Consider the following 21639-nt stretch of genomic DNA (forward strand, 5'->3'; position numbering starts at 1 on the left):
GTAGGAGCAGGGCTTGCCCGCGAAAAGGCCATCCCGGGCTACGAATATCTCAGGGCGTGAGCAGGCTCGATCTTCGCCGCCCGATACGCCGGGTACAGCGTCGCCAGGAAACTGAGGATAAACCCGGCCGAACAGATCAACACCACATCCCCCGCCTGCAACTGCGACGGCAGGTTACTGACGAAATACACGTCGGAACTGAAGATATGCTGCCCACTGACCCGCTCGATCCAACCCACCATTTCACTGACATTCAGTGCTGCAATCACCCCCAGCACACCGCCGATCAAGGTCCCGACAATCCCGATCACCGTGCCCTGGACCATGAAGATCGCCATGATCTGCCGTGGCGTGGCGCCGATGGTGCGCAGGATCGCGATATCCGCGCCCTTGTCGTTCACCACCATGATCAGGGTCGCGATGATATTGAATGCCGCCACCGCGACGATCATCAGCAACAACAGGCCGATCATGGTCTTTTCCATCTTCATGGCACTGAACAGGCTGCCCTGGGTATGGGTCCAGTCATCGGCCTTGAAATCGCTGCCCAGGCCCGTGGCGATGTCCGTGGACACCTGCGGCGCCGCATACAGGTCCTTCACCGCCAGCCGCACGCTCTGCACCTGGTTCGGCTGCCAGTGCTGGATATCCGCCGCGTCGCTCATATGGATCAGCGCCATGGAGCCATCCAGCTCCGCACCGACCTTGAACACCCCGACCACGTTCAGCCGTTGCAGGCGCGGGGTAATACCGCCGGGCTCGGTGCTGGGTTCCGGGACAATCAGGGTCAGCTTGTCGCCGACATTGACCCGGAAGCGCCGCGCGGTGATCTCACCGATCACCACCCCGAACTCACCCGGTTTCAGATCTTCCAGGCGCCCCTGGACAATATGCTGGGCCACAATCGACACCTTGCCTTCCTGGGCCGGGTCGACACCACTGATCTGGATCGGCTGCATCGAACCCTTGTAGGAAAGCATGCCGTCCATTTCGGTAAAGGGCACCGCCGCCGTCACTTCAGGATTCTTCAGCGCCGCCGCAGCCACCGGCTGCCAATCGTCGATGGGTTTGACACCGACGATGGTGGCGTGGGGCACCATACCGAGAATCCGCGAGCTCATTTCCTTCTGGAAACCGTTCATCACCGACAGCACCACGATCATCGCCAGCACGCCCAGGGCGAGGCCGATCATCGAGGTCATCGAGATAAACGAGACAAAACGGTTGCGGCGCTTGGCGCGGGTATAGCGCGTGCCGATGAAAATCGATAACGGTCTGAACATTCGCTGGCCACCGTAGAAAAATAATCGACCCGACACCCGCGCAATTCAACGGGTGCAGGTCCTGGCGAATCAGATAGCGACGAGTTTGCCGTCTTCCAGGTGCAACACGCGATCCATCTGCCGGGCCAGGTTCATGTCGTGGGTCACCACCAGGAACGCCGTGCGCATCGAGGTGCTGAGTTCCAGCATCAAGTCCTGGATGCCCTGGGCGGTATGGTGGTCGAGGTTACCGGTGGGCTCGTCGAGCATCACCAACCCCGGTTTGTTCACCAGGGCCCGGGCAATCGCCACGCGCTGGCGCTCGCCACCGGACAACTCCGACGGCTTGTGCTCCAGGCGATGACCGAGGCCGACCCGCTCCAGCAACGCCGTGGCGCGCTGACGGGCCTCGGGAATCGCGGTGCGCCCGATCAGCAGCGGCATGCAGACGTTCTCCAGCGCGGTGAACTCGGGCAACAGGTGGTGGAACTGGTAGACGAACCCCAGCGAGCGGTTGCGCAGCAGGCCGCGGGCTTTCTCGCCCAAGGCGGAAAGCTCCTCGCCAGCCAGCCAGACGCTGCCCTGGGACGGTGTATCAAGACCGCCAAGCAGGTTGAGCAAGGTACTTTTGCCCGAACCCGAGCTGCCGACGATCGCCACCCGCTCACCGGCGTGCAGCTCCAGCTGCAGGCCCGACAGGACCACCACCGACTCCGGGCCTTCCTCGTAGGACTTGCCCAGGTCGCGGCAACTCAGCACTGCTTTTTCACTCATGCCCAACTCACTCATAACGTAGCGCCTCCGCAGGCTGGGTGCGCGCCGCACGCCAGGCTGGATACAGGGTGGCGAGAAAACTCAGGACCAGTGCCGCGCCGCAGACCATCAACACATCCTCAGCCATCAACTGGGACGGCAGGTAGTCGATGAAGTACACGTCGGCATTGAGAAACTTGTGCCCGATCAGGCGCTCCAGGGCGGCAATCGCGGCGCTGACGTTCAGCGCGGCGAGGATCCCGACCACCGCGCCGATCAGCGTACCGATCACCCCGATCACGGTGCCCTGGACCATGAAGATCGCCATGATCTGTCCCGGCGTGGAGCCCAGGGTGCGCAGGATGGCGATATCGCCCTTCTTGTCGTTCACCACCATCACCAGGGTCGAGATGATGTTGAACGCCGCCACCGCCACGATCAGCAGCAACAGCAGGCCGATCATGGCCTTTTCCATCTTGATCGCCTGGTACAGGTTGCCGTGGGTACGGGTCCAGTCACGGGCGTAGTAATGACCATCGCCCAACTGCTGGGCGATCTCCCAGGCCGTGCGCGGGGCCTGGAACAGGTCGTCGAACTTCAGCCGCAGGCCCTGGACCTGGTCCGGCTTCCAGCGATGCAGGCGCGCCAGGTCCTCGAGGTTGGTCACGCCCAGGTAACCGTCCAGCTCACCGGCACCGACATGGAAGATGCCGACCACGGTGAAGCGTTTCATCCGTGGAAACATCCCCGCCGGGGTCACCGTGACTTCCGGGGCGACGAAGGTCAGCTTGTCGCCGAGTCCGACGCCCAGCTTGGTCGCGGCCTTGTCGCCGATGACGATGCCGAAGCTGCCGGGGGTCAGCGCATCGAGTTGGCCCTGCTGCATGAACTGGTCAATGATCGAGACCTTGCGCTCCTGCGCCGGATCGATGGCATTGAGGATCACCTTCTGCACCTGGCCGTTGTTGGTCAACAAGCCCTGCATCTGGGTAAACGGCGCGACGGCCTCTACCTTCGGGTTCTTGAGGATCTTGTCGGCCAGCGCCGGCCAGTTGCTGATCGGCTCATCGGACTCGATGGTCGCGTGGGGCACCATGCCCAGCACGCGGGTGCGCATCTCATGATCGAAGCCGTTCATCACCGAGAGCACCACGATCATCACGACCACGCCAAGCGCGAGTCCGATCATCGAAGTCAGGGAGATGAAAGACACAAAATGATTGCGACGCTTTGCACGGGTATAACGCGTGCCGATAAATACGAAGAGTGGTCTGAACATGTCGGGGCTTGTTCGGAGGAAAAGAAGACGTCCTTGTGGCGAGGTAGGGTCAGCAGCTTTACACTCAGACCATCACCTCTGCCCTGGGTTCGCCATGTCGACATTAGATGAAGAAGATCGCCGCGAATACTACCGTATCGAGGACACGATCGCACTGGAAATCAGCCCCTTGTCCGCCCCCGAAGCGGCGAACAAGGAAGTGTTACAAGATGCTTCTCCGCTCTTCAACCTGCTGAGCGAACTGCACCTGAGCGAATTCGAGTCCCAGCACCTGCTGCGCCAGGTCAGCGAGCGTGACCGAAGCCTGACGGCCTTCCTCAAGGCCCAGAACAAGCGCATCGACCTGCTGAGCCAGGTAATGGCCTATTCGGTGCTAGGCGAGTTCGGCGAACCGCAACGGGTGACTCTTTCCGAAGGCGGCCTGGAGTTCGAACACCATATCGCCTATCCCGCCGGCAGCCACCTGGCGATCAAGATGGTGCTGATGCCCCAGGCGCTCGGACTGTTGCTGCGGGCCAAGGTAACCCATTGCGCGCCCCGCCACTTCGGCACCTTCGACATCGGCACCGAGTTCGAAGCCTTGACCGATGCCCAGCGCCAGTTGCTGGCGCGGCATATCCTGCAGAAACAGGCGCAGGAGCGACGCCTGGCCCGGGAGCAGAGCGACCCCGAGGCCACCTGATCCCTGCGGCTGCAACCAGCCTGCCGTCTTAACCTAGTAACCGTATTTTTTCTCCCTGAAGGAGCAGTCGTGACTCTGATTTATGGCCATCGTGGCGCCAAAGGTGAAGCACCGGAAAACACCCTGACCAGTTTCCAGGAATGCCTCAAGCACGGCGTACGCCGTTGCGAGCTGGACCTGCACCTGTCCATGGACGGTGAACTGATGGTCATCCATGACCCGACCCTCAAGCGCACCACCGACCGCCGCGGCAAGGTGGTCGAACACTCCGCCGCCGAGCTGGTGACCTATGACGCGCGCCAGGGCGGTCCGGGCTGGATCAAGCCCTGCCCGATTCCACGCCTGGAAGAACTGTTCGAACAGTGCGATTTCGAGCACTGGCAACTGGAAGTCAAGAGCGCCTCGCGCACCCGGGCGGCGACCACCGTGCTGGCGATCCGCGAAATGGCCCAGCGTTTCGGCCTGCTGGACAAGGTCACCGTCACTTCCAGCTCCAGGGAAGTGCTCAAGGCCGCCCTGGAACTGACCCCGGACCTGTCACGCGGACTGGTAGCCGAATATGCCTGGCTCGACCCGTTGAAGGTCGCCCAGAGTTATGGCTGCGAGATTCTGGCGTTGAACTGGACACTCTGCACCCCGGAACGCCTGATCAAGGCCCAGCGTCAGGGTCTGCATGTGTCGGTGTGGACGGTCAACGAACCCGCGCTGATGCGCAGGCTCGCTGACTTCGGCGTCGATAGCCTGATTACAGACTTTCCCGGTTTGGCCACGGCCACACTTGGCAAAGGCTGAAATCGGTCTCCCCGGCCGGCTCAGGCCACCGGCCGGAGCCGCTCAAAAAAGCCGGTTGAGACCATCGTACGCCGCTACCCGATAGGCCTCGGCCATGGTCGGGTAGTTGAACGTGGTGTTGACGAAGTACTTCAGGGTGTTGTTCTCGCCCGGCTGGTTCATGATCGCCTGACCGATGTGCACGATCTCCGACGCCTGGTAACCGAAACAGTGCACCCCCAGGACTTCCAGGGTTTCACGGTGGAACAGGATCTTCAGCATGCCTTGCGGCTCGCCGGCGATCTGCGCCCGGGCCATGCTCTTGAAGAACGCCTTGCCGACTTCGTAAGGCACCTTGGCCTTGGTCAGTTCATGCTCGTTCTTGCCGATCGAGCTGATCTCCGGGATCGTATAGATCCCGGTCGGCACGTCGTTGACATAACGCCAGCTGCCGTTGTCGACAATGCTGCCCGCCGCCGAACGCCCCTGGTCGTGGGCGGCACTGGCCAGGCTCGGCCAGCCGATCACATCACCGGCGCCATAGATGTTCGGCACGCAGGTGCGATAGTTCTCGTCGACCTCGATCTGGCCACGGCTGTTGACCTTGACCCCGATGTTTTCCATGCCCAACTTGTCGGTGTTGCCGGTCCGGCCGTTGCACCAGAGCAAGGCGTCGGCCTTGATCTTCTTGCCCGACTTCAGGTGCAGGATCACCCCGTTGTCCAGGCCTTCGACCCGGTCGTACTCTTCGTTGTGACGCACGGTGATGTTGTTGTTGCTGAAGTGGTAGCTCAGGGCCTGGGAAATTTCCGAATCCAGGAAGCTGAGCAACTGGTCGCGGTTGTCCACCAGTTCCACCAGCACGCCGAGACCACTGAAGATCGAGGCGTATTCACAACCGATCACCCCGGCACCATAGATGATCAGCTTGCGCGGCGTATGGCCGAGGCTGAGGATGGTGTCGCTATCGTAGATACGCGGGTGGTGGAAATCGATATCGGCCGGGCGATATGGACGCGAACCGGTGGCGATGATGATGTGCTTGGCCACCAGTTTCTCGACCACCCCGTTGGAGCAGACCACTTCGATGGTCTGCTCGTCGGCGAAGCTGCCGGTGCCGAAGAACAGGTCAACCCGGTTGCGGGCGTAGAAGCCGGTGCGCGAAGCGACCTGCTTGGAAATGACCTTCTCCGCGCTTTTCAGCACGTCAGGGAAGGAAAACCAGCGCGGCTCACCAATGGCCCGGAACATCGGGTTGGTGTTGAACTGCATGATCTGCCGGACCGAGTGACGCAAGGCCTTGGACGGGATGGTCCCCAGGTGGGTGCAGTTACCGCCGACCTGGCGACGGCTGTCGACCATCGCCACCTTGCGCCCCGCTTTCGCGGCGTTCATTGCCGCGCCTTCACCAGCAGGGCCGGAACCCAGTACCACTACGTCGTAGTTGTAGACAGCCATGCGTACTCCTCAGAACAGGCCGAGGCACCCCTCTGGCACCTGCGGCTAAATCATGTCGCGGCCAGCGACATGAAGGATCAAATCTCGGTGTGCAGTCTATAGAAGCTTCAACGCCGCGCACATTAACCCTTGGTCGCGTCGTAGGCCAGCTTTGCCTGCACTACATGTTATGCCCGTCACCCTTGGCCAGGCGCTCGAACGCCTGATTTGTCCGTGTGACGAAACCTGTATCGGCACGCATCACAAAAAATGCGGCAATCATGTGTTTTTCCGCGTAATCCCAGCCACGCTCGGGCCCCAGTATCAGCAACAGCGTCGAAAAACCGTCGGCCATCAACGTCGACGGGTGAATCACCGTGACCGATGCCAGGTTGTGGGTAATCGGCGCGCCGGTCAGGGCATCGAAGGTGTGGGAATAACGCTTGCCGTCCTGTTCGAAATAATTACGGTAATCGCCCGACGTGGAAACGCCATAACCGTCGAGGGCGATGATCCGCTGCGCCACCTGCTCGTCATCCCGTGGCACCTCCAGGGCGATCCGCCAGGGACTGCCATCGGGCTTTTTGCCGACGGCCTTCAACTCGCCAGTGGCTTCGGCGAGAAAACTGTCCAAACCAAGTGCCTGCAAGCGCGCGACGATACGATCCACCGTATAGCCCGCCGCGATGCTGTTGAAGTCCACCTCCACGGCGGCGTCCTTGCACAGCTGGTCGCCGTCGATCCGCAGGTACCGGTGGCCGACACGCTGACGCACCTCGGCCAACCGTGCCGCGTCCGGCACCTTTTCCTCGCGCCCCTGCGGACCGAAGCCCCAGAGGTTCATCAAAGGCTCGACCGTCAGGTCGTAGGCACCGTCGCTGTCCAGCGACAACTGTTCACCGACGCGGACCAGTTCCAGAATAGAAGAGGGCATGACCTGGCAACTGTGGGCCGGTAGCTCGTTGAAGCGCTCGATATCCGAGTCGCCACGATAGGTCGACATCTGCCGGTCGACCTCGGCCAGGATCGCCTCGACCGCGGGCTTGACCTCGGCGACCGCCGGGCCGCCGGCATGCCGGACGTACTGGATCGAATAGGTGCTGCCCATGGTCGGGCCACCAAACTGCTCCAGCGAATCTGCGTTACCGCAACCGCCGAGCAGGACAAAAACACCGCTCAGCACCAGGGCGGGTAACAAAGGCATGGCAGGCTGTGGATTTGACATAGTCTGTAGAAAGGCCCTTTTCGAGGTTGACCATTATGCGTCAGATAGCCGCCTGCCTATTACTGATCTTCAGCTCGCTGACCTGGGCCGGTCCCGCCGAACGCCTGAAGGAAGCGCATTTCCCCAGCCAATGGCACAACGGCAGCGAAACCCTCGAACTCAAGGGGCAAAGCGTCCTCACCTACCTCTGGGCCGACGTCTATGCCGCCGCGCTGTATAGCCCCCCCGGCATCAGCGCCCGCCAGGCCGTCACCGAACTGCGCGACCTGCGCCTGGAGCTCTATTACTTTCGCGACATCGACCGAAGCGATGTCATCAAGGCCGCCACCGCCACCCTGCAACGCCAGCAAACAGTCGCTACCCTGGTCCGCCTGCAAGGCGAACTGGACAGCCTGCACCAGAGTTTCAAGGACATTCAGCGCGGTGATCGCTATGCACTCGACTACCGAGTCGGACAAGGGCTGAACCTGGAGCGCAACGGCCAGGTGATCTTCAGCAGTCGCGATCCGGAACTGGCCAGGGCGTACTTCGGTATCTGGCTGGCCCCGCAAGGCCTGTCGGATCCGTTACGGGAAACACTGTTGGCACAAAACCACGGCTGAAGCCGTCTAGATCAAGGGTTGTGCCACTTAGCCAGTAGCCTAGGTTTTTTGTTGCCTGATGACTCTAATACACATATCGTTACATAACTGTACTGCCAGCGTGCGTATGCCTGAAAGGTTCAGTAAGGACGAGCAAAGACGATGGATTGCTTATAAGACAGACAAAGAGAGTAAATAACATGGCCTCGAATACGGGCAAGGGCAAGGCGATTTTTCGCGTTGTCAGCGGCAATTTCCTTGAGATGTTCGACTTCATGGTTTACGGCTTTTATGCCACGGCCATCGCTAAAACCTTCTTTCCTGCCGACAGCGCATTTGCATCCCTGATGCTCTCGCTCGCCACCTTTGGTGCCGGCTTCCTGATGCGCCCGCTGGGTGCAATTTTCCTCGGCGCCTACATTGACCGCCATGGCCGTCGCCAAGGCCTGATCATCACCCTGGCGCTGATGGCGGCGGGCACGGTGCTGATTGCCTGCGTACCCGGCTATGCGACCCTGGGCGTTGCGGCACCGCTGCTGGTCCTGCTCGGTCGCTTGCTGCAGGGCTTCTCCGCCGGCGTGGAACTGGGCGGCGTCTCGGTCTACCTGGCCGAGATCTCGACCCCGGGCCGCAAGGGCTTTTTCGTCAGTTGGCAGTCCGCCAGCCAACAGGCCGCGGTGGTTTTCGCCGGCTTGCTGGGTGTGGGCCTCAACCACTGGCTGAGCCCAGAACAAATGGGTGACTGGGGCTGGCGCGTGCCGTTCCTGGTGGGCTGCATGATCGTTCCGGCAATCTTCCTCATCCGTCGCTCGCTGGAAGAAACACCTGAGTTCCAGGCACGCAAACATCGTCCGAGCCTGTCGGAAGTGATGCGTTCAATCGGTCAGAATTTCGGCCTGGTGCTGGCGGGCACGGCACTGGTGATCATGACCACCGTGTCCTTCTACCTGATCACCGCCTACACCCCGACTTTCGGCAAGTCAGAGCTGCACCTGTCGGACTTCGATGCCCTGCTGGTGACCGTCTGCGTCGGCCTGTCGAATTTTTTCTGGCTGCCGGTGATGGGTGCGCTGTCCGACAAGATCGGGCGCAAACCGTTGCTGCTGGCGGCGACCATCCTGGCGATCCTCACCGCGTATCCAGTGCTGTCCTGGCTGGTGTCGGCACCAAGCTTCAGTCACCTGCTGATCGCCTTGCTGTGGCTGTCGTTCCTCTACGGCTCCTACAACGGTGCCATGGTGGTGGCCCTGACCGAGATCATGCCGGTCGAAGTGCGGACCACCGGTTTCTCCCTGGCCTACAGCCTGGCGACGGCGACCTTCGGCGGCTTTACCCCGGCGGTCTGTACCTATCTGATCCACGTGCTGGACAACAAGGCGGCACCGGGCATCTGGCTCAGTGCCGCGGCAATACTGGGGTTGATTGCGACCCTGGTACTGTTCCGTGGCAACAAGCATGAACTGCGCACGGCGCAGATGGCTGTGTCCAGCCGCGGCTGAGCAGACGCCTTCACCCGCCAGCAAACGCCCGCAATGCCGGCGCTTGCTGGTCACCTCGCGCGCAGCACGGACGTTGCGCGGCGGTTTGCCAAGGGCTCCCCGCCCATCACGGCCCCGGCCTTGACCGTTCGGCCACACGCGACTCACCGGCAACCTTCAACGACTGGCTCCACCCCCCTCCCAGGGCCTTGTACAGGTTCACCTGATTGATCTCCCGGGCCAGCTCCAGCTGCGACCATTTCTGCTGCGCCTCGAACAGCGAGCGATGGGCATCCATCGTCGAGAAGTAGCTGTCCATCCCCGCCTCGAAACGCAATCGCGACTGTCGATAGGCCTCCTGGTAGTCCTCCACCAGGCGCTTCTGTGCCGCCACCTGGGTGAGCATCTCCTGGCGGGCATTGAGCGCATCGGCCGCTTCGCGAAAGGCATTCTGCACCGTCGCCTCATAGGCCGCGGCCCGGCCATCGAATCGTGCATGCGCGCCATCCACCTGAGCCCGTCGGGCACCGCCATCGATCAGGGTCAGGGAGCCGCTCAGGGCGGTCGACCAGAACTGCGCCGGGGCGCTGAGCAAGCGGGAAAAGTCGCCGCTCAGGCTACCCAGCGCCGACGTCAGGGAAAAGGTCGGGAAGTAAGCGCTACGCGCCGCGCCGATATCCGCATTGGCCGCGCGCAGCAAGGCTTCGGCCGCCATGATGTCGGGGCGTCGGGTCATCAGCGAAGAAGGCAGCCCGGCCGGCACATCGGCGGTGGCCAGGGACTCGCCCAACACCCCACTGGGCAAGAGGGCCGGTGGCACCGGCTGACCGACCAGTACCCGCAGTGCATTCATGTTCTGCGCCACCTGCATGCGATAGGTGTTGATCTGCACCGCCGCGGTATTGGTTTGCGCATCGGCCTGATGCACATCGATCTGCGCACTGGAGCCCAGGTTGTAGCTCTTGCGCAGCAACTGCCCGTAGTGGTTCTGGGTCTCGTAGGTGGTCTGGGCGAGATCCAGCAGGTTCTGGCTGGCCTTGAGGCTCAACCAGGTACTGGCGACCTCGCCGATCAGCGCCAGCCGAGCCGTCTGATAGTCCGCTTCGGAAGCTTCGAAGCGAGCGCCGGCGGCGCTTCTCTGGCTACGTATGCGCCCGAACAGATCCAGTTCGTAGGAGGTGAAACCGGCTGTCGCCTGAAAGGTATTGGCGATACTGCCCGCACTGTCCCCACCGCCCGGCGTGCGCACCAGCGGCGGCAACTTGCTGCGCCCGGCATAGGTATCGATGCCGATCGTGGGGAACAACGCCGACTCTGCACCGGCATAACCGGCCCGGGCTTCTTCCACGCTGGCGGCGAACTGGCGCAGGCCGCGATTGTTCTCCAGCGCCAGCTCGATCAGGGTCCGCAGCCGCGGATCGACGATAAACCCATGCCAATCGTGATCGAACGCCTCCCTGGCCGTACAACAGGCGCCTGCCGAACTGGCCGGCCACTGCTGGTCGATCGGCGCATCGGGCTTTTCATAGGGTGGGTCCAGCGAACAGGCGCTGAGCAGGAACAGGGACATCAGGCAAGTCGAAGGTACACAACGGTTCATGATCCACCTCTATCAACGCAGGCCCAACCAGGCTCGCAAGGGTGAAACCAGGGCATCCCACAGGCCGCCACGGGCCCCGGCCACCCGCGACAGGGGCTGTTTGCGCAATCGCGGCGCAGCCGGTCGATAATTCGGTAGCGCGTCATGGGACGGCTCCCGGGATGGCCGGGAGAACGACGGCAACGCACGACGCTCCCCCAGCAACGAACGGCGCAGCAGGGTGCCAAAGGCCATGGCCGGCTCGGCCTTGCTCGCCACATTGACGCTGGCATCACTGAACAACCGGGCGATAAGGCGCTGGCGCAGCCCCTCCTCGAGGTCGACAAAACGCAACCCCAGACGATCGTTGCCCTGGTTGCGCATGACCTCCACGACGAGCCAACCGAGCGAGGGGATCCATAAGTGCCCGCGCACACCGGGCTTGATCAAGTCGGCAACGGCACACGACAAGCACACCCCGCTGACCGAAATATCCACCAGACGCCCCGCAAAGGTTTTCGTCCCCAGTCTCAAGCCAGTGGCTTCATCAATGGGAAAGCGCTCTTCGCCATGCAGCCGCGGCCGGTCAACGCAGGCCACCAGCGTCGCCAGGTTGTAGATCAGCGCGACCACGGTCCAGCACAGGTTGAACAGCATGTTGCCGTCAAAGGCCGCGGCCGTGGCAATGGCGGTGAACGCGCCCACCTGGGAGAACAGGATCAATGCCAGAAAGAACCCGAACAGCTTCCAGTGGATCAGGGTACGGGTGCGGTCGAGCCCCTTGGCGGTCACCTTGAAGGGGCGGCCGAACGGCCGAATCATTGCACTGGCAATCGTTGCGGTGACCGCCAGGGCCGCGACGATCTGCGTGACCTCGGTGAACACCGGCAGGGTTCGGCGTGCCGTGACCCAGGTGCCATAGCCCCAGAAAGCGATCAGTGCCGGCATGCCGAAAGCCAGGAAATCCAAGGGCTTGGCATAGAACCCGGCAATGCCGAAGTACCAGTAGAGCACCGGTGAGACCAGCAGCATCAGGATGAAGGGTTTGGAGAACCAGTGCATCAGGCCATGCAGGTAGTGCACTCGATCATTGAAACTGTAGCCACGGCCACGCAGCGGCCCCTCCTTCAACAGCGCGACCTGAAGGGTTCCCAGGCACCAGCGCGCACGCTGGTTGATGTACTCGGTCAATCCCTCGGCCGACAAACCGATGGACAGTCGCTCGTTGAGCCAGCGGGTCACATAGCCTTGTTGCAGCAGGCGGCAGGTGGTGTAGATGTCCTCGCAGACCGAGCCGGTGGGAAAACCGCCGATGCGGGTAATCAGGTCACGCCGCACCACAAAGGAGGTGCCCACGCAGAACGCCGCGTCCCAGCCATCCTTGGCCGGCTGGAAAACATCGAAGAAGACTCGCTGCTCGTCCACCCAGCAATCGGACGAGCCGAGATTGTGCTGGATCGGATCCGGGTTGTAGTAGAACTGCGGTGTCTGCACCAGGCCTACCCGTGGGTCCTCGAACAACCCCAGGATCCGCATCAGGATCGGTCGCTGGGCGGCGAAGTCGGCGTCCAGCACCAGGATATACGGCGCATTGCTGCTGGCGGCCGACTGGCGCAGCCCGTTGTTCAGATTGCCGGCCTTGGCGTGGGTATTGTCCCCACGCCGGGCATATTGCACCCCGGCCTCGGCGCAATAGTCACGCAACCAGTCACGCCGGGTATCGTCCAGCACCCAGACAGTGAAGTTGGGGTAATCGATGGCCTGGGCGGCAAGAATGGTTTTCTCCAGGATCTCCAGGCCTTCGTTGTAGGTGGCGATAAACACATCCACCGCCGGCACGTCGCGCCCGGCCGCCCGCAAGCGACGCTCGCCGGCATCGGCACTGGCCCGGTGATCGCTGCGACCGAGCAGGACGATAATGGAAAACAGCGTGTAACCGATGGCCATCAGCTCGAAAAACAGAAAGGCATAGGCCCATACCGTGGCAAATCCGCCATGCCCGTCGGGCAAGGTGTCGCGGATACGCCAGGCGGCGTAGTTGACCAGCAGCACCGCGGTGATCGCCCCAAAGCCGGCCCGCGCGCCCCATTGCTCGCGCCGGGTCAGGCAACTGAAGATAATCACCACCGCCAGGGTCCAGAAATTGATTTGCACAATCTGCAATGAGTCCAGTGCCTGCATATCAGTTCGCCTCCTGAGCGCCGGTAAAGGGGTTGACGCCGGTGGCCGCAATAGCGGCCCATGCCGTGGCGCCCAGATGAGGCAGGTGGTAGTAGAAGAAATCGTTGCGCGGCGAGTCCGGACCGATGGCCAGCCCGGTGCTGATTTGCGCCTGCGGCGTCGCGAAGAGCCAACCATGGCCGGCCTGCAACGCCAGCAATACCGACCACAAGGGCTGGGCCCGGTCGGGCAGACCACTCAGACGTGCCACCGCCGCGGCCTGGGCGGTGCCCTCGGTCCAGACGCCATCGGGGTTGCGGTTGAACCCGTAACCGTCGGCGAAACGGTGGCTTTGATCGACAAAGGCAAACACCCGCCGCCAGTCCCGCGGCGGATCGGGAACCGCCAGCAGCGGCCAGAGCTGCGCGTCCAGCCCTGAGCGCAGGCGATCCGACGTTCGCCCATCCTCGCCGGTACCAATCAGAAAGCGCCCCTCACGGTCATCCCACTGGCTTTGCACGAAACCCAGGGCAACCTGCGCCTGGAGCCGCGCATCCGGGTCCGCCGTCAGGCGGTCGAGCGCGATCCAGGCGGCAACCAGGTCGATATTGTGCTCGGTGGACTTCCAGCCTTGCCGGACCTGCTGGTTGAGGTAGCCATAGACGCCGCCGCTGAAGCCCGGGGGTACCTGGGTGTCGTAGGTGTTCTGCTGGACCCAGCGTAGCACCCGCTGGGCCGCGGCAAGATAAGACGGTTCGGCGGTCTGGCGGAAAGCCTCGAGCAGCGCAAGCGCCCCCCAGGCCTGATTGCCGGTGGCACTGCTGACCTGGTAGGCATCCTGGCTCCAGGCATTGCGCTCAGTACTCCAATACCCCGCCAACGCTATGGCCTGGCCCTTGATCGGACCGGCCGCATAGGCATTACGCAAGCGCCCGTCGGCGTACTCGGGGTCATGTTCCACGGCGAACGCCAGGGCATCGGCCAGCCGGCGAGCGGACTGCGCCTTGCCACAGGCGAACAGGGCGATGCTGGCCAGGGCGTTGTCATAGGTGAAGGCCACCCCGCGCAGCGCCAGTATTGCCGGAGGCTGTCCATCCAGGGCCGGATAGCTGGTCAGCAGCACCGGACCGGTACCGGGATAGGCCTGTGTCGCCTGATCCAATGCGCCACAGGTGTCCGCCGCCAGTTGCCCCCGGGCTGGCAGCGCCCAGGCCAGTTGCCCGAGACCCAGCAACCACGCGCCGACCAGCCAGGCCACGCCGCGCCAGCGGCTCATTTCCCCACGACCTCGGCGGAAGCCCAGAGTCCGGGCTTGCACACCATGCTTCGTTGCCTGTCACTGAGATTCGCGGCAAAGGTGGCGACCACATACACGGAGTTCTGCTCGGCGTAGGGGAAAGGCACGCTGTAGGTTCCCGGCTGCAGGTCGGATGAGTGGGACAGCAGTTGCTCGACCTTGGCCGTCAGCGGCTCCTCCAGCCCGCGAATGCTCACCTTCAGCACCGTGTCACGATCGATTTTGCTCGCCACCCGCTCGGGAAAGACCGCGATGACGTAGCTCTCCCCACAATTGGTCGCGCGCACCAGGGTCGAGCCGGCGCGCACCAGCGTACCTTGGGGCGCCACCACCTCCTGGACCGTCCCGGCGGAATAGGCCACCACGTCATAGCCGGACATCAGTTTGATCCGGCTGTTTTCCGCCTCGATCAAGCCGTCGAGCTTTTGCAGCTCCTGCTCCACCGTGGAGCGGTTGCGCTCCTGGTTGTCCAGGCTCAGCTTCAAGGTGACCAGATGCGAGCTGAGGTCGAACATGCGCAACTGGTCAGGGTCCAGGTAGACCTGCTGGTTGGCCGCGCTCAGATCGCCATTGCTGATACCCAACTGTGACCTGACGGTCTCCGCGGCGCCCTGCAACGAGGCCAACTGGGCTTTCGACGAGTCGACCAAGGCATTACTGACCGCTCCCTGGCGGAACAACTCGAGATTGCGCTCCACCGTATCCTGAGCTTCTTTCAAGCGCGCGCTGGCGGCGTAATTTTCGGCCCGCAGGGCTTTCTGGCCGAACAACTGGCGGGTATGGAAAGCCGCCTGGTATTGCTGGCTGATTTTCTCCAGCGCCTGGTAGTACTGCTGGTCATGTTCGAACTGGCTGAGGGAAGACGACAACTCCTGCTCCAGGCTCAAGCGCCGGGTTTGCAAGGTCAGCAAGGTGTCTTGATTGGCCCGGGGGTTTTCCACCACGGCCAGTTGCTGTCCCTCGACAAAGGAGGTGCCCGACTTGATGTTGAGGGAACTCACCACGCCATCGATGGGTGTGGTCAGCAAAATCACCGGGGCATTGAGGATGGCCCGCGTGGCCGACGTCGATAACAACGGCATGAACAAGGTCGACAACAACAGCCACAGGATAAAGACCAGGATGCCCACACCCACCAGTCGGGGTAGCAGGGACAATGGAAAGTGCCTTGTGCGCTCTTCGGTCATGTCAGGTTCTCCCGATAGGACATGAAGACATTCATTCTCAACAAGCAGCCAGTAGCCGCACGTTATCGTGAAAGGCATAAAGCAGGTGTTACCAGCAAAGATGTCCCATCATCAGACCACTACTTGATCTGCCTGACTTAGTTGGTTTCTTAGTGTTGTGAGCAGGAATGATATTCCTGTCTTTTTGGAAGTTGGCATCCGCTCATAGTGACCACTTATCCACTACTTATGTTGCCTGTTTATGACCGAAAGGGACCTGGCGACTTCCACCCTTGCCTGATGGCTAAACGCAGGCATTTTGATAGCTATCCCTTGGAATAGTTTGGGCGTTGTCAGTGGCGACACTAAGTTCAGTTTTTCCCAGTGTCAAGCGCCCGAACATCGGAAACTTGATGACGCCAATTATGTAGCACCCCGTAAATGGGATCCATTAAATGGACGCCCCCCACCCAATGATCAGCAACCAATTATTTTCTCTAGTATTTTAATTGCCTGGAAAAACAAAATGAAAAACACCTCTATATTGATATGATTTCAGCAAAACAACCTACCAGATGAAAGCGATATAACAACAGCGCCCCGCTCAAAGCATCGAAACAACACCTGTTATAAATCCGTCACTCAGGCCCCAATGAAAACGCCCCGACAAGTCGGGGCGTTTTGATGTGCGGCTATTGCTTAGCGCGGGAACGCAGGCGGGTTGACCCCGGCCATGTCTTCCATCACGCGAACCACCTGGCAGCTGTAACCGAATTCGTTGTCGTACCAGACGTACAGGACAACACGGTTATCGTTGCAGATGGTCGCTTCAGCGTCGACCACACCGGCGTGGCGCGAACCGACGAAGTCGGTGGAGACCACTTCCTGGGAATTGACGAAATCGATCTGCTTGTGCAGATCCGAGTGCAGCGCCATGTAGCGCAGGTACTCGTTCATCTCTTCGCGAGTGGTGGCTTTCTCAAGGTTCAGGTTGAGAATGGCCATCGACACGTTTGGCGTCGGCACACGGATCGCGTTACCGGTCAATTTGCCGGCCAGTTCAGGCAAGGCCTTGGCGGCAGCGGTGGCGGCACCGGTCTCGGTGATCACCATGTTCAGCGCGGCGCTACGGCCACGGCGATCGCCCTTGTGGAAGTTGTCGATCAGGTTCTGGTCGTTGGTGTACGAGTGAACCGTTTCAACGTGACCGTTGACGATGCCGAACTTGTCGTTGACGGCCTTGAGCACCGGCACGATGGCGTTGGTGGTGCAGGACGCCGCGGAAACGATCTTGTCGTCGGCGGTGATTTCGCCATGGTTGATGCCATGCACGATGTTCTTCAGCTTGCCCTTGCCCGGTGCGGTCAGGACAACGCGGTCGATCCCCGGGCAGGCCAGGTGCTGGCCCAGGCCCTCGGCGTCACGCCATACACCGGTGTTGTCCACCAGCAGGGCGTTCTTGATGCCGTACTGGGTGTAGTCCACCTCGGTCGGGTTCTTCGCGTAGATGACCTGGATCAGGTTACCGTTGGCGGTGATGGTGTTGTTTTCTTCGTCAATGGTGATGGTGCCGTTGAAGGAACCGTGCACCGAATCGCGACGCAACAGGCTGGCGCGCTTGGTCAGGTCGTTCTCGGCGCCCTTGCGCACCACGATGGCACGCAGACGCAGGCCGTCGCCGCCACCGGTTTTCTCGATCAGGATACGGGCCAGCAGGCGACCGATACGACCGAAACCGTACAGCACCACATCAGTGCCCTTGCGACCGCCAGCGCTTTGCTGGCCAACCACATCGGCCAGTTCTTCGCGAACGAACTGTTCGGCGCTACGGCCATTGCCTTGCGTCTTGAATTTCACGGCCAGCTTGCCCAGGTCCACCGAAGCGGCACCCAGCTTGAGCTCGCTCATCGCCTTGAGCAGCGGGAAAGTCTCGTGGACGGACAGTTCGACATCATCACTCTGACGATGGCGAGCAAAGCGGTGAGCCTTGAGAATCGCGATGACAGACTGGTTGATCAGGCTGCGGCCATAGATCGAACTCACCACATTGTTATTGCGGTAGAGCTGACCGATAAGCGGGATCATCGCTTCTGCAAGCGCTTCACGATCAATCCACTCACCAAGACACTGGTCGGGCTTCTGAGTCACGGGAACCTTCCACATGTAGGGGCTGAAAAAAGGGGCTACATTATGCCGCCGAGTGGCCCTGCGAGCAATGCGCGCCTGTCGTGCATCCAGCAACAAAAACCCTTTTGAAAAAAACGCACCCCGCGCCAGCCCAGTAAATACGCGGCTTGCAGCAGGGCACAAAATGAGTGCTCATGGGCGACTTGTCCGTAACCCTCCAAAACATACGCCCGATACGGCACTACATAATGGGTCGAAAAGCGCTATTTCTTGTCTTAGCCACTACATTTCCCTCAATGCGTAATAGAAACAGTCTGCAACTGACAGGCGGCACCCGGGACCGTTACAATTACCGACTTTGTCGCAACGCTTGGAGCTCAACCTTCCGTGCCCGTTCTGCGTCTACCGCTTCTCCCTGCCGCGGCAGGTAAACAGCACTGGGGCAATCTCCCCGGTGCCGCCCTGAGCCTGGCCATTGCCGAGGCTGCCAGCGCTGCCAAGCGCTTCACCCTGCTGCTGACCGCCGACAGCCAAAGTGCCGAACGGCTCGAACAGGAGCTGAGTTTCTTCGCCCCGGACTTGCCGGTGCTGCATTTCCCGGACTGGGAAACCCTGCCCTACGATCTGTTTTCGCCGCACCAGGACATCATCTCCCAGCGCATTGCCAGCCTTTATCGGCTGCCGGAGCTGGTCCATGGCGTACTGGTGGTGCCGATCACCACCGCCCTGCACCGCCTGGCGCCGACCAAGTTCCTGCTGGGCAGCAGCCTGGTGCTGGATATCGGCCAGAAGCTCGATGTGGAGCAGATGCGTACGCGGCTGGAGGCCACCGGCTACCGTTGCGTCGACACGGTCTACGAGCATGGCGAGTTCGCCGTGCGTGGCGCCCTGATCGACCTGTTCCCGATGGGCAGCAAACTGCCGTACCGCATCGACCTGTTCGACGACGAGATCGAGACGCTGCGCACCTTCGACCCGGAAAACCAGCGCTCCATCGACAAGGTCGATTCGGTGCGCCTGCTGCCGGCCAAGGAGTTTCCGCTGCAGAAAGAAGCGGTCACCCGCTTCAAGGCGCGCTTTCGCGAACGCTTCGATGTCGACTTCCGCCGTTGCCCCATCTTCCAGGACCTGAACAGCGGGATCACCCCCGCCGGTATCGAGTACTACCTGCCGCTGTTCTTCGAGGAAACCTCGACCCTGTTCGACTACCTGCCCCAGGACACCCAGGTGTTCTCCCTGCCGGGCATCGAGCAGGCGGCGGAAAACTTCTGGAACGATGTGCGCAACCGCTACGAGGAGCGTCGCGTCGACCCGACCCGGCCACTGCTGCCACCGGCCGAGCTGTTCCTCCCGGTGGAAGACTGCTTCGCCCGCCTGAAAAGCTGGCCGCGGGTGGTCACCAGCCAGCAGGACGTGGAAACCGGCATCGGCCGTGAACGCTTCGCCGCCCGTGAACTGCCGAACCTGGCGATCGAGGCCAAGGCCAACCAGCCGCTGGCGGCCCTCTCCGCGTTCCTCGACGAGTTCCCTGGTCGCGTGCTGTTCACCGCCGAATCCGCCGGGCGCCGGGAAGTCCTGTTGGAACTGCTCGAACGCCTGAAACTGCGGCCGAAGACCGTCGACAGTTGGCCGGACTTCGCCGCCGGCAAGGATCGCCTGGCAATCACCATCGCGCCGCTGGACGAAGGCCTGGTGCTGGACGATCCGGCCCTGGCGCTGATTGCCGAAAGCCCGTTGTTCGGCCAGCGCGTGATGCAGCGCCGGCGTCGGGAAAAACGCGCCGACGCCAACAACGACGCAGTGATCAAGAACCTCACCGAGCTGCGCGAAGGCGCACCGGTGGTGCATATCGACCACGGTGTCGGCCGCTACCTGGGCCTGGCGACCCTGGAGATCGACAACCAGGTCGCCGAGTTCCTCACCCTGGCCTACGCCGAGGGCGCCAAGCTCTATGTGCCGGTGGCCAACCTGCACCTGATCGCCCGCTACACCGGCAGCGACGACGCCCTCGCCCCGCTGCACCGGCTGGGCTCGGAAACCTGGCAGAAAGCCAAGCGCAAGGCCGCCGAACAGGTCCGTGACGTCGCCGCCGAACTGCTCGACATCTATGCCCGCCGCGCCGCCCGCGAAGGTTATGCGTTCGCCGACCCGAAAGCCGACTACGCCACCTTCAGCGCCGGCTTCCCGTTCGAGGAAACCCTGGACCAGCAGACCACCATCGACGCCGTGCGCGCCGATATGCTCGCGCCCAAGCCGATGGACCGCCTGGTCTGCGGCGACGTCGGCTTCGGCAAGACCGAAGTGGCCATGCGCGCGGCGTTTATCGCCGTGCACGGCGGCAAGCAGGTGGCGATCCTGGTGCCCACCACCCTGCTCGCCCAGCAGCACTACAACAGCTTCCGCGATCGCTTCGCCGACTGGCCGGTGAGCGTGGAAGTGATGAGCCGCTTCAAGTCCGCCAAGGAAGTGAACGCTGCGGTGGCCGACCTCGCCGAAGGCAAGATCGATATCGTCATCGGCACCCACAAGCTGCTGCAGGACGATGTGAAGATCAAGAACCTGGGCCTGGTGATCATCGACGAAGAACACCGTTTCGGCGTGCGCCAGAAAGAACAGCTCAAGGCCCTGCGCAGCGAAGTCGACATCCTCACCCTGACCGCCACGCCGATCCCGCGCACGCTGAACATGGCGGTATCGGGCATGCGCGACCTGTCGATCATCGCCACCCCGCCGGCGCGCCGGTTGTCGGTGCGCACCTTCGTCATGGAGCAGAACAAGAGCACGGTCAAGGAAGCCCTGCTGCGCGAATTGCTGCGCGGCGGCCAGGTCTACTACCTGCACAACGATGTGAAGACCATCGAGAAATGCGCCGCCGACCTCGCCGAACTGGTGCCGGAAGCACGCATCGGCATCGGCCACGGGCAGATGCGCGAACGCGATCTCGAACAGGTGATGAGCGACTTCTACCACAAGCGCTTCAACGTGCTGATCGCCTCGACCATCATCGAGACCGGCATCGACGTGCCGAGCGCCAACACCATTATCATCGAGCGTGCCGACAAGTTCGGCCTGGCCCAGTTGCACCAGCTGCGCGGCCGGGTCGGACGCAGCCACCACCAGGCCTATGCCTACCTGCTGACCCCGGGTCGCCAGCAGATCACTTCCGACGCGGAAAAACGCCTGGAGGCCATCGCCAATACCCAGGACCTCGGGGCCGGCTTCGTGCTCGCCACCAATGACCTGGAAATCCGTGGCGCCGGCGAACTGCTGGGCGACGGTCAGAGCGGGCAGATCCAGGCGGTAGGCTTCACCCTGTACATGGAAATGCTCGAACGTGCGGTCAAGGCCATTCGCAAGGGCGAACAACCCAACCTCGACCAGCCCCTGGGCGGTGGTCCGGAAATCAACCTGCGCCTGCCGGCACTGATCCCCGAAGACTACCTGCCGGACGTGCATGCACGACTGATCCTCTACAAACGTATCGCCTCGGCGACCGACGAAGAGGGTCTCAAGGACCTGCAGGTGGAGATGATCGACCGTTTCGGCCTGTTGCCGGAACCGACCAAGAACCTGGTGCGCCTGACCCTGCTCAAACTGCAGGCCGAGCAGTTGGGTATCAAGAAGGTCGATGGCGGTCCGCAAGGTGGTCGCATCGAGTTCGCCGCGGACACCCCGGTCGATCCGCTGTCGCTGATCAAGTTGATCCAGGGCCAGCCCAACCGCTACAAGTTCGAAGGTGCCACCCTGTTCAAGTTCATGGTACCGATGGAACGTGCTGAAGAACGCTTTAATACACTGGAGGCGCTGTTCGAACGCCTCACCCCGAAAACTGCCTGAAGGAC

15 protein-coding genes are annotated in these 21639 nt (G+C 61.9%); 5 read left to right on the top strand and 10 right to left on the bottom strand.

Translation table 11 applies throughout. The annotated features are described in order from the left end of the window. Window positions 1-38: 38 nt before the first annotated feature. From HX830_RS21475 to HX830_RS21485, 3 genes are all read right to left on the bottom strand, one after another. Entirely contained in the window at window positions 39-1283 is a 1245-nt protein-coding gene (locus HX830_RS21475; RefSeq protein ID WP_152737327.1) for a lipoprotein-releasing ABC transporter permease subunit, read from the bottom strand. Between the two features lie 69 nt (window positions 1284-1352). Further along, window positions 1353-2036: a lipoprotein-releasing ABC transporter ATP-binding protein LolD gene (lolD, locus tag HX830_RS21480; protein WP_177102479.1), complete on the bottom strand. Its 684-nt coding sequence runs from the start codon at window positions 2034-2036 to the stop codon at window positions 1353-1355. A gap of 7 nt (window positions 2037-2043) precedes the next feature. Further along, on the bottom strand, window positions 2044-3294 hold the full coding sequence (locus HX830_RS21485; RefSeq protein ID WP_103498397.1) for a lipoprotein-releasing ABC transporter permease subunit: 1251 nt from the start codon (window positions 3292-3294) through the stop codon (window positions 2044-2046). A 94-nt stretch (window positions 3295-3388) separates the two neighbouring features. Between HX830_RS21485 and HX830_RS21490 the strand changes: the two genes are divergently transcribed. Next, on the top strand, window positions 3389-3976 hold the full coding sequence (locus HX830_RS21490; RefSeq protein WP_152737326.1) for a PilZ domain-containing protein: 588 nt from the start codon (window positions 3389-3391) through the stop codon (window positions 3974-3976). A 69-nt stretch (window positions 3977-4045) separates the two neighbouring features. Further along, window positions 4046-4768, top strand: coding sequence for a glycerophosphodiester phosphodiesterase (locus tag HX830_RS21495; protein ID WP_100939189.1), 723 nt, complete (start codon window positions 4046-4048; stop codon window positions 4766-4768). A 42-nt stretch (window positions 4769-4810) separates the two neighbouring features. Here HX830_RS21495 and sthA read toward each other — a convergent pair whose 3' ends face one another. Next, entirely contained in the window at window positions 4811-6205 is a 1395-nt protein-coding gene (gene sthA / locus HX830_RS21500; RefSeq protein WP_103498395.1) for a Si-specific NAD(P)(+) transhydrogenase, read from the bottom strand. 160 nt (window positions 6206-6365) lie between these two features. Further along, window positions 6366-7388 (bottom strand): FAD:protein FMN transferase, encoded by a 1023-nt coding sequence (locus HX830_RS21505; RefSeq protein ID WP_247263000.1) that lies wholly within the window; start codon window positions 7386-7388, stop codon window positions 6366-6368. 56 nt (window positions 7389-7444) lie between these two features. Here HX830_RS21505 and HX830_RS21510 point away from each other — a divergent pair, with 56 nt between their 5' ends. Continuing rightward, entirely contained in the window at window positions 7445-8011 is a 567-nt protein-coding gene (locus tag HX830_RS21510) for a chalcone isomerase family protein (RefSeq protein WP_177102481.1), read from the top strand. A gap of 179 nt (window positions 8012-8190) precedes the next feature. After that, window positions 8191-9489 carry an MFS transporter gene (locus tag HX830_RS21515; RefSeq protein ID WP_152737324.1) on the top strand — a complete coding sequence of 433 codons (1299 nt, stop codon included), beginning with the start codon at window positions 8191-8193 and terminating at the stop codon, window positions 9487-9489. A gap of 106 nt (window positions 9490-9595) precedes the next feature. Here HX830_RS21515 and HX830_RS21520 read toward each other — a convergent pair whose 3' ends face one another. From HX830_RS21520 to HX830_RS21540, 5 genes are all read right to left on the bottom strand, one after another. Further along, a complete protein-coding gene (locus HX830_RS21520; protein WP_103496739.1) occupies window positions 9596-11068 on the bottom strand; it encodes an efflux transporter outer membrane subunit in 1473 nt (490 codons plus the stop codon). A gap of 12 nt (window positions 11069-11080) precedes the next feature. Then, window positions 11081-13228, bottom strand: coding sequence for a glycosyltransferase family 2 protein (locus tag HX830_RS21525; RefSeq protein ID WP_177102483.1), 2148 nt, complete (start codon window positions 13226-13228; stop codon window positions 11081-11083). 1 nt (window position 13229) lies between these two features. Beyond that, window positions 13230-14483 (bottom strand): hypothetical protein, encoded by a 1254-nt coding sequence (locus HX830_RS21530; RefSeq protein ID WP_177102485.1) that lies wholly within the window; start codon window positions 14481-14483, stop codon window positions 13230-13232. Next, window positions 14480-15691: an HlyD family secretion protein gene (locus HX830_RS21535; RefSeq protein WP_152737320.1), complete on the bottom strand. Its 1212-nt coding sequence runs from the start codon at window positions 15689-15691 to the stop codon at window positions 14480-14482. Before HX830_RS21535 ends, HX830_RS21530 begins: the two co-directional genes overlap by 4 nt. Before the next feature lie 678 nt (window positions 15692-16369). After that, window positions 16370-17833 carry a glyceraldehyde-3-phosphate dehydrogenase gene (locus HX830_RS21540; protein ID WP_103496736.1) on the bottom strand — a complete coding sequence of 488 codons (1464 nt, stop codon included), beginning with the start codon at window positions 17831-17833 and terminating at the stop codon, window positions 16370-16372. 351 nt (window positions 17834-18184) lie between these two features. Here HX830_RS21540 and mfd point away from each other — a divergent pair, with 351 nt between their 5' ends. Further along, entirely contained in the window at window positions 18185-21634 is a 3450-nt protein-coding gene (gene mfd, locus HX830_RS21545; RefSeq protein ID WP_177102487.1) for a transcription-repair coupling factor, read from the top strand. The last annotated feature ends 5 nt before the right edge of the window (window positions 21635-21639 follow it).

Origin of the sequence: Pseudomonas gingeri, assembly GCF_013385425.1 — a bacterium.
GTDB lineage: Bacteria > Pseudomonadota > Gammaproteobacteria > Pseudomonadales > Pseudomonadaceae > Aquipseudomonas > Aquipseudomonas gingeri_D.